Here is a 14243-nt window from a genome sequence, read left to right as displayed (position 1 = left end):
AAGCTTGATTTGCTGCAACTCGTGCAGCGATGCTCGAAAATTAACTTTCGTAATAATTCATTCGCATGAATTACTGCTTGGTCACTCTTCAAGACTTGATATTTTTTTGCTACCGAAGTAGCTGGATATCGTCTTGTGAGTGCCCACACAGATTGTCTGATAAATTGTTAAAGAGCGTTCGTTACCGGGATATTTCTCGGTAACGCGGGAGGTGCATATTACGCTTTCCCGCTGAAGAGTCAACCTTTTTCTCTTACGAGACGCGGTGTTTTCACCGGGTTGCTTCTTCCTGGCTGGGCGACTTGTTCGTCGTTGTTCCCGGTCAGTGGAGGCGCATTATAGGGAGTTCTCAGAAGGGCGCAACCCCTAAATTCAAAAAATTTTTCAAGCGTTCAAAAAACCAGCCAGAACGTCATTTATGGGTATTTATTGAGCAAAAAAGGAAGGTTTTAAGCGTTTTGCTCGAAGAAAACCCGTCAACCAGGCTAAAGCCAAAGAAAAGGGGGCGGTAAAAACCGCCCCCTTCTATATAGCTACCAACAACTACTTTTATTGCTTGGCAACGATATGGTCGTTTTCTACGTCCAGCGTCACCGGTTTGCCTGGGATCAACTTGCCAGACAAGATTTGCTGTGCCAGCGGGTTTTCGATTTCCTGCTGGATAGCGCGTTTCAACGGCCGCGCACCATACACAGGGTCGTAACCGGTTTTGCCCAACAGCTCCAAGGCTGGCTCCGTAATACTGACTTCGTAGCCACGCTCTTCCAGACGCTGGTACAGACGCGCCAACTGGATCTTGGCAATCTGCGCGATATGTTTCTGGCCGAGCGGATGGAACACCACCACTTCGTCGATACGGTTGATGAATTCCGGACGGAAATGTTGGCTCACCATCTCCATGATCGATTCCTTCATCTGTGGATAGCTCATCTGACCGAAATGCTCCTGGATCAGATCGGAACCCAGGTTAGAGGTCATGATCACCACGGTATTACGGAAATCAACGGTACGACCTTGTCCGTCTGTCAGACGTCCGTCATCCAACACCTGCAGCAAGATGTTGAACACGTCTGGGTGCGCTTTTTCCACTTCATCCAGCAGGATCACTGAATACGGACGACGGCGCACCGCTTCTGTCAGATAACCGCCCTCTTCATAACCGACATAACCCGGAGGTGCACCCACCAGCCGCGATACGGAGTGTTTCTCCATAAACTCGGACATGTCGATACGCACCATCGCGTCATCACTGTCGAACAGGAACCCAGCCAACGCCTTACACAGTTCGGTTTTACCCACCCCGGTAGGCCCCAGGAACAGGAATGAACCAATCGGCCGGTTAGGATCGGAAAGACCAGCACGGCTACGGCGAATAGCATTGGACACCGCGTTCACCGCTTCATCCTGGCCAATCACCCGTGAGTGCAGTTCCTGCTCAAGACGCAGCAGTTTGTCACGCTCACCTTCCAGCATTCTGGCCACCGGGATACCGGTCGCTTTCGCCAAGACTTCAGCGATTTCGGCATCGGTAACGCGGTTACGCAACAGCTTCATGGTCTTGCCTTCTGCCAGTGTGGCCGCCTCAAGCTGTTTTTCCAGCTCAGGGATTTTGCCATACTGCAGTTCTGACATGCGCCCAAGGTCACCTACGCGGCGCGCCTGCTCCAGCGTGATCTTGGCCTGCTCCAGTTCCGCCTTGATATTCTGGGTACCAGACAGCGAAGCCTTTTCCGCTTTCCACTCTTCTTCCAGTTCTGAGTATTCGCGCTCTTTCTGCTCCAGCTCGCTACTCAGCATTTCCAGGCGTTTCTTGCTGGCGTCATCCGATTCCTTGTTCAGTGCCTGCTCTTCCAGTTTTAACTGGATGATGCGGCGCTCCAGGCGATCGAGCGATTCCGGCTTAGAGTCCATCTGCATACGAATGCTGGAGGCGGCCTCATCGATCAGGTCGATGGCCTTATCCGGCAACTGACGGTCGGAAACATAGCGGTGCGACAGCGTTGCCGCAGCTACGATCGCCGGGTCCGTTATCTGCACGTGGTGATGCAGCTCATAGCGTTCTTTCAGGCCACGCAGGATGGCGATGGTGTCTTCCACGCTCGGTTCCGCGACATAGACTTTCTGGAAGCGGCGCTCCAGCGCAGCATCCTTCTCTATATATTGGCGATACTCGTTTAGCGTGGTCGCCCCTACGCAGTGCAGTTCCCCACGGGCAAGCGCGGGTTTGAGCATGTTGCCAGCATCCATCGCGCCATCGGCTTTACCGGCACCCACCATGGTATGCAGCTCATCGATGAACAGGATGACGCTGCCTTCCTGTTTGGAAAGATCGCTCAGCACCGCCTTCAGGCGTTCTTCAAATTCGCCCCGGTATTTCGCCCCGGCAATCAACGCGCCCATATCCAGGGAAAGCACGCGTTTATGCTTCAGCCCTTCGGGAACTTCGCCGTTGATAATGCGCTGAGCCAAGCCTTCAACGATGGCGGTTTTACCGACACCAGGCTCACCAATCAGTACCGGGTTGTTTTTGGTACGGCGTTGCAGCACCTGAATGGTGCGGCGGATCTCTTCATCACGGCCAATCACCGGGTCAAGTTTGCCCTGTTCCGCACGCTCAGTGAGATCGATAGTGTATTTTTTCAGAGCCTGACGCTGATCTTCAGCACCTTGGTCATCCACGCTGTCTCCCCCTCGCATTTGTTCAATGGCTTTGGCTATTTTGTCCGCTGTGGCACCGGCAGCTTTCAGCAGATCGGTCAAGTTACCGCGATCTTCAAGCACCGCCAGCACAAACAGCTCGGATGAAATAAACTTGTCTGCCCGCTTTTGCGCCAGCTTGTCGCACAGGTTGAGGACGCGTACCAGTTCGTGTGAGGGTTGAACATCCCCACCGGTACCTTCAACCTGCGGCAGACGAGATAATGCCTGATCGATGTCGGTACGCACTCGCGCAGCATCAATCCCGGCAGAAGTCAGTAATGGGCGAACCGTGCCCCCATCCTGATTGAGCAGTGCGCTCATCAGATGTAACGGTTCAATAAATTGATTGTCGCGCCCAAGGGCCAAAGACTGGGCATCGGCGAGGGCAAGCTGGAATTTGTTAGTAAGACGATCCAGACGCATAACACCTCCAATGTAGGTCAAAATTGCTACTGGAGATTAAATGAGGTCATCCCTCAAATTTTCAAGGTTATCTCGACACTATATTATGAGTACAACGTCATGCATCAGTGGATCGTCCTAGGGCAGTAGGTTATCTCACCCAGATCAAACTTGCCATACGTCCGGTTGTTCCGTCGCGCCGATAGGAGAAAAAATGACTCATTTCGTTCATTGTGCAACGATTACCGCCATAAATGGCGAAAATACCAGCACATTGCAAGCGCTGGCGAGCCAAAAGATAGAGGTCTGCGAGGAATTTTTCACCGTGGGGAGTAAAAGCGGCAGCGGCGGCGCTATCAATATCCATAAATGCCGCACGCACTTCAGCCCCAACTTCGAACCGGCTTGGGCCGATCGCCGGGCCTAGCCAGGCAGTGATGTTTTCTGGTGCCGCAGCAAAGCGCGCCACGGTATTTTCCAGCACGCCATGACATAAGCCACGCCAACCGGCATGCGCGGCAGCAACTTCATCACCCGCATGTGAAGCAAACAGCACCGGCAGGCAATCCGCCGTCATCACCGCGCAGACCAACCCGGCCACATTGCTGTAAACCGCATCGGCGCGCAAATCTTCAGGCGTTTGGCCATCCAGCGTCAGCACACGAGTGCCATGTACCTGTTCCAGCCACAAAGGCATCTGCGGCAAGCCAGCCGCCGTTACCAGACATTGGCGGTTACGCGCCACGGCCTGTGCATCATCACCAACATGCTCACCGAGGTTCAGCGAGTCGTAGGGAGGAAGGCTGACACCACCATGACGAGTGGAGCTGCAGGCTGTTACCCCTGCAGGCAGCGGCCAATCGGGTAAAATCAGCGAACTCATTACCAATCCATCTGATCTTTGAATTCTTCGGTATCGAGCTTCAGCGCGTTGATCAGATCTACCATATCCTGTGGGATTGGCGCATGCCACTCCATCTGGATACCGCTGATCGGATGATACAGGCGCAACATGGTTGCGTGCAGTGCCTGACGGTCAAAGCCGCGCAACGTGTTGATAAAGGCCTCTGACGCCCCTTTTGGCGGACGTGGACGGCCACCGTAGAGTTGATCACCCACTAGCGGATGGTCGATATACGCCATATGCACACGGATCTGGTGCGTACGGCCGGTTTCCAGGCGCAAGCGCAAACGGGTATGGGCGCGGAAATGTTCCATAATGCGGTAATGAGTCACCGCAGGTTTGCCCATTGGATGCACGGCCATGTGAGTACGTTTGGTGGAGTGGCGAGCAATAGGTTGCTCCACCGTGCCACCCGCAGTCATGGTGCCGATCGCTACCGCTTCGTACTCACGGGTGATCTCACGCTCCTGCAATGCCTCAACCAGGCGGGTTTGCGCCGGAACGGTTTTGGCAACCACCATCAGGCCGGTGGTATCTTTGTCCAAACGGTGAACGATACCGGCACGCGGTACGTCGGCAATCTCCGGGAAATAATGTAACAATGCATTAAGCACCGTCCCATCAGGATTACCCGCACCTGGGTGCACCACCAGGCCGCGAGGCTTGTTGATCACCAGAATATCGGCGTCTTCATAGACGATATCCAGCGGGATGTCTTGCGGTTCCCAACGGGCATCTTCTTCAATCTGTGCATCAATGGCGACCGTCTCTCCCCCCAGTACCTTCTCTTTCGGCTTGTTTATCGTTTTGCCATTGACCTGTACCCTGTCTTCCAGGATCCATTCTTTTATGCGAGATCTTGAATAATCAGGGAACAATTCGGCCAAAGCCTGATCTAAACGTTGTCCGAGTTGAGTTTCGGCCACCGTTGCGGTGAGTTGTACTTGTTGTGCCATATGCAGCTTCTTCGTTAACGTTGGGTTTTCACGGCGATGCCGTTTAATATAATGTGCTATTGTAACTGGTCTTTTGTCGGGAGCTTAACGGACAGTCTCCCAAAATAACACCCTGAGGATAATCTAAACGTCATGACGCGTATGAAATATCTGGTGGCGGCAGCCACGTTGAGCCTGGCGCTGGCAGGTTGCTCCACATCCAAGGATACGGTTCCCGACAGCCCGCCTTCGGAAATCTATGCTACTGCCCAGCAAAAACTGCAGGACGGTAACTTTAAGGGCGCGATTACGCAACTCGAAGCGTTAGATAACCGCTATCCATTCGGGCCGTACTCTCAGCAGGTCCAATTGGACCTGATTTATGCCTACTATAAATCTGCCGATTTACCTTTGGCACAGGCCTCTATCGATCGCTTTATGCGTCTCAACCCAACGCATCCGAACATCGACTACGTCATGTACATGCGCGGTCTGACAGATATGGCGTTGGATGACAGTGCACTGCAAGGCTTCTTCGGGGTTGACCGTTCTGACCGCGATCCACAGCATGCCCGCGCCGCATTCCGCGACTTCAGCCAGCTGATCCAGCAGTATCCGAACAGCCAATACGCGACCGATGCCTACAAGCGTCTGGTATTCCTGAAGGACCGTCTATCCAAGTACGAGCTCTCAGTGGCGGAATACTACACTAAACGTGGCGCTTACGTCGCGGTAGTTAATCGCGTTGAGCAGATGATGCGTGAATTCCCGGATACCAAAGCGACGCGCGATGCGCTGCCGCTGATGGAAAACGCCTATCGCCAGTTGCAATTGAATGCTCAGGCCGACAAGGTAGCGAAAATCATCGCCGCCAACGCGTCTTGAGTCTTTGAGATGAGCACAAAAACAAAACGGCAGCTTCGGCTGCCGTTTTCATTTGCTGTAAATTCAGCCATTTTCAGGATAAATACACAAGCAAAAACACGGTGTTAGCAAGGCTGCACCACCGGTTAACCTATCGATAATGCGCGTTCTGCTGCCAAGACTCAAGCGTTAGATGGCAGTTTCAGACGCTAAATCACAGATTGAACTAACTTTGCAAAAAGTGACAAAAATTTGTGTTTTCCATCACGCATTTCGGCAAAAAGAGCGGTATGCTGAATCTATCCAAGACGGAAAGACAGAGAGGTAAGTTATATGACACTCAACATTACCAGCAAACAAATGGATATCACCCCCGCAATCCGTAATCATGTCGAAGACCGTCTCAGTAAACTGGAAAAGTGGCAGGCGCAGCTGATCAACCCACACATCGTCTTATCTAAAGAACCTAAAGGGTTTGCCGTCGACGCTACCATTACCACGCCTAACGGTCCGCTGGTTGCCAGCGCCAAACATGAAGACATGTATACCGCCGTTAATGACCTGATTGCCAAACTTGAGCGTCAGTTGAACAAGGTACAACACAAAAGCGAGGCACGCCGCGCTTATGCCAGCGTGAAAGACCTGGCTCCGGTAATCACGCAGGAAGAAGAGGAATAACCCTGCAAGTGATTGTTTCACATCAAACGCGCCCGAGGGCGCGTTTTTTGTCTGCCGGTTTCTATTGACACAATGAAAAGCCAGCGGTTACTTTAAACCCTGATTTACACACATTTTGGAACGCCATGAGCCGTAAACCGTTTTTCTTCGCATTCTTTTTTACCTTCCCCTGATTGGGAGGCGTTTCGTCGTGTGAGAAAGAATGCGAAGACGAACAACCAAGCCTCCTCAAGCAGGGGGCTTTTTTATGGCTATTTGACAACCCGCCCCGCTGGGCTTCAAGCTGCGGCTTGCAAGACGACGGGATTAGAAGAATACAAGGCAAAGCTGATTATGACTGATAACCCGTTACTCGTGCTGCGCGAACGCATCAGCGCACTGGATATGAAATTGCTGGCCCTGCTGGCAGAGCGTCGTGAACTGGCGGTGGAGGTGGGCAAAACCAAACTGCATTCGCACCGCCCGATCCGCGATAAAGAGCGTGAGCGCGATCTGTTGGACGCCTTGATCAGCGCGGCCAAACCTTATGACCTCGATGGTTTCTACGTCACCCGCCTGTTCCAGCTGATTATCGAAGACTCCGTGCTGACTCAGCAGGCCCTGTTGCAGCACCAGCTTAACCAGACCAGCCAGCATTCCGCGCGTATTGCCTTCCTGGGGCCAAAAGGCTCTTACTCACATCTGGCCGCCCGCCAGTACGCCGCCCGCCATTTCGATCAGCTTATCGAATGCGGCTGTCAGAAATTCCAGGACATCTTTACCCAGGTGGAAACCGGCCAGGCGGATTACGCCATTTTGCCGATCGAGAACACCAGCTCCGGCTCTATCAACGATGTGTACGACCTGCTGCAACATACCAGCCTGTCGATCGTGGGTGAGTTAACCTTGCCGATCGATCACTGCGTGCTGGTAGCCAGCGACACCGATCTGCAGCAGATCGAAACCGTTTATAGTCACCCGCAGCCTTTCCAGCAGTGCAGCCAGTATTTGAACCGCTATCCCCACTGGAAGATTGAGTATTGCGAAAGCACCGCCGCCGCGATGGAGAAGGTCGCCAAGCTGAACTCGCCAAAAGCTGCGGCGTTGGGCAGCGAGGCCGGTGGAGCACTGTACAACCTGCAGGTGCTGGAACATAACCTGGCAAATCAGCAGCAGAACATCACTCGCTTCATTATTCTGGCGCGTAAGGCGATTGAGGTTTCTGAGCAGGTTCCGGCCAAAACCACGCTGATCATGGCCACCGGTCAACAATCCGGTGCTCTGGTGGAAGCCCTGTTGGTGCTACGTGATAATGGCATCATCATGACCAAGCTGGAATCACGCCCGATCAACGGTAACCCGTGGGAAGAGATGTTCTACATTGATGTGCAGGCTAACCTGCGTTCTGTGGCGATGGAGAAGGCGTTGAAAGGGCTGACACCGATCACTCGCTCGCTGAAAGTGCTGGGCTGTTATCCAAGCGAAAACGTGGTGCCGGTCAATCCGTCTTAAATAGCAAAAAGGGTTCGGCTATGCCGAACCCTTTTCCCTCTATTGACGGCTATCGTTCGCCTGGCGCAGCAAAGAACGGCTCTCAACCAGGAAGCGCTGGGCATAATCACCAAACCAGTGCTCCACCTTCTGGAAGCTTTGAATAAAGGCCTGCTTGTCGCCCTGCTCCAGCAGCTTGATCGCCTCACCAAAGCGCTGATAGTAACGTTTGATCAGATGAATGTTGTCTTCCGAAGACATGATGATATCGGCGTACAGCTGCGGATCCTGCGCAAATAGCCGCCCCACCATCGCCAGCTCCAGCCGATAGATCGGCGAAGAGAGCGCCAGCAATTGCTCCAGCTGTACGTTCTCTTCGGCCAGATGCAGGCCGTAAGCAAAAGTAGCAAAGTGGCGCAGCGCCTGGATAAAGGCCATGTTCTGATCGTGTTCGACGGCGCTGATACGATGCAAACGCGCCCCCCAAACCTGCAACTGTTCCAGCAGCCACTGGTAGGCCTCTGGCTGACGACCATCGCAGTACACCACCACCTGTTTGGCCACGCTGCCAACATCCGGGCCAAACATCGGGTGTAACCCCAATACCGGGCCGCTGTGTACGGCCAGCATCGCCTGTAACGGCCGGTTCTTCACCGAAGCCAGATCGACCAGAATACAGTCCTGCGGCAGCGGCGGCAGTTGGGCGATCACCTGCTCGGTGATATGGATCGGCACGCTGACAATCACCATACCGGCATCCGCCAGCAGGCTATCCGCCTGCGGCCAATCCTCTTGATCCAACACTTTGACCTGATAACCCGACAGCGTAAGCAGCCGGTTAAACAAGCGGCCCATCTGGCCATTACCGCCAATAATGACGATAGGGCGTAGCTGTGGGCACAGCGTTTTGAAGCCTTTGTCGTTCTCACTGGTGTAGGATTCGCGCATCACGCGGCGCAGCACGTCCTCGATCAAATCGGGCGGAACGCCAAGGCTTTCCGCTTCCTGGCGGCGAGAGGCCAGCATTGCCGCCTCGCGCTCAGGTACGTAAACCGGTAAACCGTAGTGGCTTTTGACTTCCCCTACTTCCGCCACCAGCTCCAGGCGTTTCGCCAACAGGGCCAGCAGCGCTTTATCCACTTCGTCAATTTGATCGCGCAATGCGGTCAGTTCAGCCACCATAACTCACTACTCTCCAGTGCGTGCCATCAGCGCAGCGCCGAGTTCTTGATGCATTTGGCGCAGCAGCGTCTCCGTGCTTTCCCAGTTGATGCAGGCATCGGTCACCGAAACGCCGTAGCGCATATCTACACGCGGCTGTTCAGAAGACTGGCTGCCCTCATGCAGATTGCTTTCCAGCATGATTCCGGTGATCGAACGGTTACCCGCTCTGATCTGCTCAACTACGGATTCGGCAACCGCTGGCTGACGGCGATAGTCTTTATTTGAGTTGCCATGGCTGCAATCTATCATCAAGGACGGATGGAGTCCCGCATCCTGCATCTGTTTTTCGCAGGCGGCAACGTGCTCAGTGCTGTAGTTAGGCGTTTTACCACCGCGCAGGATCACATGGCCGTCTGGGTTACCCTGGGTTTGCAGCAGGCAAACCTGGCCTGCCTGATTGATACCGACAAAGCGGTGCGCCATGGATGCGGCACGCATCGCGTTGATGGCCGTGCCCAGGCTACCGTCCGTACCGTTTTTGAAGCCCACCGGCATTGAGAGGCCGGAAGCCATTTCACGGTGCGTCTGAGATTCTGTAGTACGCGCACCGATCGCCGACCAGCTGAACAGATCGCCCAGGTATTGCGGGCTGTTCGGATCCAACGCTTCGGTCGCCAACGGCAGGCCCATACCGACCAGATCCAGCAGCAGGCGACGCGCAATGTGCAAACCCGCTTCTACATCAAAGGATCCATCCATATACGGATCGTTGATCAGGCCTTTCCAGCCGACGGTGGTTCTTGGCTTTTCAAAATAGACGCGCATAACGATATACAGCTGATCGCTCAATTCAGCCGACAGGGTTTTCAGGCGACGCGCGTAATCCAGCGCGGCATCAGGATCGTGGATCGAACATGGCCCACAGACCACCAGCAGACGGTGATCTTGCCCTTTAAGGATATTGGCAATGGTCTGGCGGGCCGTCGCGATTTCCGTTTCATCGTTGGCACTGAGTGGGAACTGGTTCTTCAGCTCTTCCGGGGTGATCAGAACCTGTTCTGCACTGATATGTACGTTGTTGAGCGCGTCTTTTTGCATGATGCTATTCCTGTCGTTTGCCGTTATGCGTGTGTAGTTAAAACATTGAGCGTTACAGGTGCTACCTTAACCACTCCTTGTAAAGTTTTCAATCCATTTACTGTAAATAAAAAATTACCATCATAAACAGGAAAGCGAATCACCGGTCACAGGAAACAAAAATCCATTTAAGCAACTGTTTTATTTAAATAAAAAAGAAAACCACTAATAAAAAACAGCAAAGAACAACCAACATCAGCCTCCCTGAAAATCACAGAACGTAAATAAAAATGAACACAAAAGTAGGTTGCTCATTGGCCCTGGCGCGATCAAAAAACCACCTCTTCGGCGTGTAGTGGCACTGCATGCCACACCCGCGCAGACAACAAGTTCCTTGGCAAACCCGCCCCATCCATCGCCAAATTAAACAACTATAAAACAATTGTCATACATTTAACTGGCAATTGATTTTCATTCTTTATTCATTTCAATCTATATCAGAAATAATAGTCACTCTATTGAATAAATATTGCGGAACCTCACAGTTATCCCTCGCCAAATAAATAACTATGGCATAAATCGCTCACACCTCTTTAGGGTTACTCTGCGAAGACAGAGCCCGTACCGCCTGCATTGAGGAGCGATGAGCGTTAGCAGTTTTTTCTTTCTGACAAGGGACTCTCATGATCACATTGCAATTCGCAATTATTATTATCTGCCTATTAGTCGGCACCCGATTTGGCGGTATGGGGCTAGGCTTAATAAGTGGTATTGGCTTATTTCTGCTGTGCTTTATATTCGGTTTGGAACCAGGCAAACCTCCAGTAGATGTCATGCTCACCATTTTGGCGGTGATCGGCTGTGCCTCGGTGTTACAAACCGCTGGCGGTCTGAATGTCATGATGCAATATGCCGAGCGGCTACTGCGCCGCCACCCACAACACATCACCTTACTCGCCCCCTTTACCACCTGGACGCTGACCTTCCTGTGCGGTACCGGCCACGTGGTCTACACCATGTTCCCGATCATTTCTGATATCGCCATCAAAAAAGGGATCCGCCCAGAACGCCCTATGGCCGTTGCCTCTGTCGCCTCACAGATGGCCATCACCGCATCCCCGGTTTCTGTGGCCGTGGTATCACTGGTTTCGATCATTGCCGCCGGTCATGGGATCGGCAAAGCCTACTCGCTGCTGGAAATCCTGGCCGTTTCGATCCCGGCTTCACTGGTCGGTGTATTGATGGCGGCATTATGGAGCCTGCGTCGCGGCAAAGATCTGGATAAGGATGCCGATTTCCAGGCCAGGATCCAGGATCCGGAGCAGCGCGCCTATATCTATGGCGGCACCGAAACCCTGCTCAATCAAACATTTCCCAAGCAGGCATACTGGTCAACGCTGATCTTCTTCGGCGCTATCGCTATCGTGGTCATGCTCGGTGCCTTTGCCGATCTGCGTCCTTCCTTTGCCGATGCCAAAGGCGTGCTGAAACCGCTGTCGATGAATCTGGTGATCCAGATGATGATGCTGATCGCCGGTGCGGTGATCCTGATGGGCTGTAAAGTCAAACCTAGCGATATCGCCAACGGTGCCGTATTCAAAGCGGGAATGGTCGCCATCTTCTCGGTATTCGGTGTGGCATGGATGAGTGATACCTTCTTCCAGGCACATATGGGGGAGTTAAAGGTGGTGCTGGAAGACGTGGTGAAAAGCCAGCCCTGGACTTATGCCATCGTCCTGTTCCTGGTTTCCAAACTGGTTAATAGCCAGGCCGCTGCTCTGGCCGCCGTTGCACCCATGGCCTTGCAGTTAGGCGTCGAGCCTAAAATGTTGCTGGCCTTCTTCCCGGCGGCCTATGGTTACTTCGTGTTGCCCACTTACCCAAGCGATCTGGCCTGCATCGGCTTTGACCGCTCTGGCACCACTCGCATCGGTAAATTTATCATCAACCACAGCTTCATCATTCCTGGCCTGATCGGCGTGCTGTGCTCCTGCATCACCGGTTATCTGCTGGTGATGACCTTCCTTTAATCGCGTTTCTGCCGGCAACGGGCGATCCCCGTTGCCGCTGTTAACACCGCCGCAAAAAGCCAACGATATCACTAGACGAAAAGTGCATAAGTCCCCTGTTTAAACTAAAAACATAAGCTAACCAGGCCTATTTTTGTCCCCTCGGCGAATCGATATAATGTGACCGCTATCACTTATAATCACACTTAACTACTGGATCCAAAATGCACTCTTTACGCGCTTGTCGCGCCATTCCGCTGTTCTTTAGCTGCTTGACCGCCTTCACCAGTGTTTCCGTATTCGCCGACAATACCCTCTTCACCGCGATGGACGATCCGGCCACCGCCAAGAAGCCGTTCGATGGTAATGTTCAGGCAGGTTATAACGCCCAGTCGGGCAACACACAGAACTCGACCCTGCTGGCCAACACCACTATGACCTGGTTTAACAGCGATGCGGCTTACAGCCTGTGGGGCTCGGCGAACAACACCACCTCCTCCAACGTACGCTCCTCGGAGAAATACCAGGCCGGTGGTCGTACCCGTTATAATCTGACAGCTCGTAATTATATGTTTGGCCAGGTTGGCTGGTTGAACGATCGTTACAACGGTTACGATTCACGCTCTACGCTGACCGGGGGTTACGGGCGCCAGATCTTTAGCGACCCGCGTCAGGACCTGCGTGTCGAATTCGGCCCAGGCGTACGTCATGATGAATACCACGGCGGTGGCCGCACCACTCGCGCCCTGGCCTATGGCGCAGCCAACTATTCCTACAGGCTGACAGACACGGCCCGCCTATCCGAAGGCCTATCCGCTTTGGCGAACGACGAAACCACCGTTAACTCCGAAACCGCGTTAAACGTCGCCATCAATAACGACTTCGCCCTACGGCTGGCCTACACGGTGGTCTACAACACCAAACCACCGGCCTCAGCACCGAAAAATACCGATACCACGACTTCAGTGACGCTGGTGTACGGTTTGTAATCTCGTCTTACCGCTCCGCGCAGTCCTTCTCTAAGCCCATAATTAATGGGCTTTTTTTATGCCCATCCTCGTGCTTACCATTTTGCTAAAAATAGTCCTATCCTGGCTTGACGACTTTAGCATTTTGATTAATACTGTATGCATATACAGTAATTATTGCTAAGGTAAAAACCATGATAAACCCGGCAAATGAGGCCAGTATCGACCCGCTTATCGTGGCCGACAGTCGCGTTATCCTACAAAACAACCCTCTGCGACAGCAGATGTGGGGTTAATGGGATGGAGAGATTAACCTCATTCATTACCTACTCCGCGGCGCTATTTCTCGCCTGGCTTGGCAAGCTCTCACCGCAGGATGTGGCCTTTCTGATCGGCGCGGCCGTAGGAATCGGCACCTTCCTGGTTAATTGGTACTACAGACGCAAGAGTCTGGAGATCCTCAAAAGCATCGAGCGCGATGCGGCAGCACGGAGACTTTTTGATGAACTCAATCGTTAAGCGTTGCAGCGCCCTGGCCATTCTGGCGATCGCCATGCTGCTGCCGCAGGCCAATCACATTAAAACCTCCGAACAAGGGCTATACCTGATTGCCGATTTTGAGGGGTGCCAGTTAACCCCGTATCAATGCGCAGCAGGGGTTTGGACGCAAGGTGTCGGCCATACGGCTGGCGTTATTCCAGGTAAGTCCATCACGCCAGTGCAAGCGGCGGAAAACCTGCTGGAAGATATCCGCCGGGTAGAGAGCCGCATGGCGGCCTGTCTGCCACAGCAGATGCCCCAGGCCACTTATGATGCCGTCATGGCGTTTGCCTTTAACGTCGGTACGGGGGCCGCATGTCGCTCTACCCTGGTTTATTTCCTTAACCATGGCCAATGGCAGCAGGCTTGCGATCAGTTACCGCGCTGGATTTATGTCAATGGCGTCAAAAACCGCGGGCTGGAACGCCGCCGGGCCGCCGAACGTGAGCTGTGCCTAAAAGGTCTCAGCACGCCGAATACCACCAGTTTCTCAGGGAAAGAACAGCTCGCTCAATGACTTTTTCGAGCATTG

Annotated in this window: 13 protein-coding genes and 1 other annotated feature; of the genes, 8 read left to right on the top strand and 5 right to left on the bottom strand. The window is 53.2% G+C overall.

Translation table 11 applies throughout. The features are described 5' to 3' along the window. Positions 1-549 precede the first annotated feature (549 nt). The 3 genes from clpB to rluD all read right to left on the bottom strand — a co-directional run bounded on the left by clpB (position 550) and on the right by rluD (position 4962). Positions 550-3123 (bottom strand): ATP-dependent chaperone ClpB, encoded by a 2574-nt coding sequence (gene clpB, locus D9980_RS25685; RefSeq protein WP_121608809.1) that lies wholly within the window; start codon positions 3121-3123, stop codon positions 550-552. A 130-nt stretch (positions 3124-3253) separates the two neighbouring features. Then, positions 3254-3985: a purine nucleoside phosphorylase YfiH gene (yfiH, locus tag D9980_RS25680; RefSeq protein WP_121608808.1), complete on the bottom strand. Its 732-nt coding sequence runs from the start codon at positions 3983-3985 to the stop codon at positions 3254-3256. Next, on the bottom strand, positions 3985-4962 hold the full coding sequence (gene rluD, locus D9980_RS25675; protein WP_024485187.1) for a 23S rRNA pseudouridine(1911/1915/1917) synthase RluD: 978 nt from the start codon (positions 4960-4962) through the stop codon (positions 3985-3987). The genes yfiH and rluD overlap by 1 nt, the downstream gene beginning before the upstream one ends. A gap of 132 nt (positions 4963-5094) precedes the next feature. Here rluD and bamD point away from each other — a divergent pair, with 132 nt between their 5' ends. The 4 genes from bamD to pheA all read left to right on the top strand — a co-directional run bounded on the left by bamD (position 5095) and on the right by pheA (position 7974). Then, positions 5095-5826 carry an outer membrane protein assembly factor BamD gene (gene bamD, locus D9980_RS25665; protein WP_021808131.1) on the top strand — a complete coding sequence of 244 codons (732 nt, stop codon included), beginning with the start codon at positions 5095-5097 and terminating at the stop codon, positions 5824-5826. A gap of 312 nt (positions 5827-6138) precedes the next feature. Further along, positions 6139-6483 carry a ribosome-associated translation inhibitor RaiA gene (gene raiA, locus D9980_RS25660; protein ID WP_021182197.1) on the top strand — a complete coding sequence of 115 codons (345 nt, stop codon included), beginning with the start codon at positions 6139-6141 and terminating at the stop codon, positions 6481-6483. Positions 6484-6607: 124 nt separating this feature from the next. Beyond that, positions 6608-6733 (top strand) — a sequence feature (Phe leader region). Next, a complete protein-coding gene (gene pheL / locus D9980_RS26890) occupies positions 6609-6656 on the top strand; it encodes a pheA operon leader peptide PheL (RefSeq protein ID WP_192958309.1) in 48 nt (15 codons plus the stop codon). (Overlaps the previous feature by 48 nt.) An 83-nt stretch (positions 6734-6816) precedes the next feature. Continuing rightward, a complete protein-coding gene (pheA, locus tag D9980_RS25655) occupies positions 6817-7974 on the top strand; it encodes a bifunctional chorismate mutase/prephenate dehydratase (RefSeq protein WP_021182196.1) in 1158 nt (385 codons plus the stop codon). A gap of 39 nt (positions 7975-8013) precedes the next feature. On the opposite strand, the gene tyrA is transcribed toward pheA, so the two are convergent. Continuing rightward, positions 8014-9135: a bifunctional chorismate mutase/prephenate dehydrogenase gene (gene tyrA, locus D9980_RS25650; RefSeq protein WP_065686940.1), complete on the bottom strand. Its 1122-nt coding sequence runs from the start codon at positions 9133-9135 to the stop codon at positions 8014-8016. Positions 9136-9141: 6 nt separating this feature from the next. Further along, positions 9142-10215, bottom strand: a complete 1074-nt coding sequence (locus D9980_RS25645; protein WP_121608807.1) for a 3-deoxy-7-phosphoheptulonate synthase — start codon at positions 10213-10215, stop codon at positions 9142-9144. 662 nt (positions 10216-10877) lie between these two features. Between D9980_RS25645 and D9980_RS25640 the strand changes: the two genes are divergently transcribed. From D9980_RS25640 to D9980_RS25625, 4 genes are all read left to right on the top strand, one after another. Beyond that, on the top strand, positions 10878-12224 hold the full coding sequence (locus D9980_RS25640) for an anaerobic C4-dicarboxylate transporter (RefSeq protein WP_021182193.1): 1347 nt from the start codon (positions 10878-10880) through the stop codon (positions 12222-12224). A 203-nt stretch (positions 12225-12427) separates the two neighbouring features. Then, positions 12428-13192: a YdiY family protein gene (locus D9980_RS25635; RefSeq protein ID WP_121608806.1), complete on the top strand. Its 765-nt coding sequence runs from the start codon at positions 12428-12430 to the stop codon at positions 13190-13192. 279 nt (positions 13193-13471) lie between these two features. Then, the gene (locus tag D9980_RS25630; protein WP_021808134.1) at positions 13472-13690 is read left to right on the top strand and encodes a holin; all 219 of its coding nucleotides are present in this window, start codon (positions 13472-13474) and stop codon (positions 13688-13690) included. Beyond that, on the top strand, positions 13674-14228 hold the full coding sequence (locus D9980_RS25625; protein ID WP_121608805.1) for a lysozyme: 555 nt from the start codon (positions 13674-13676) through the stop codon (positions 14226-14228). Before D9980_RS25630 ends, D9980_RS25625 begins: the two co-directional genes overlap by 17 nt. Positions 14229-14243 lie beyond the last annotated feature (15 nt).

Source organism: Serratia sp. 3ACOL1, assembly GCF_003668775.1.
Taxonomy (GTDB): domain Bacteria; phylum Pseudomonadota; class Gammaproteobacteria; order Enterobacterales; family Enterobacteriaceae; genus Chania; species Chania fonticola.
This window is presented reverse-complemented; position numbering and strand designations above follow the sequence as displayed.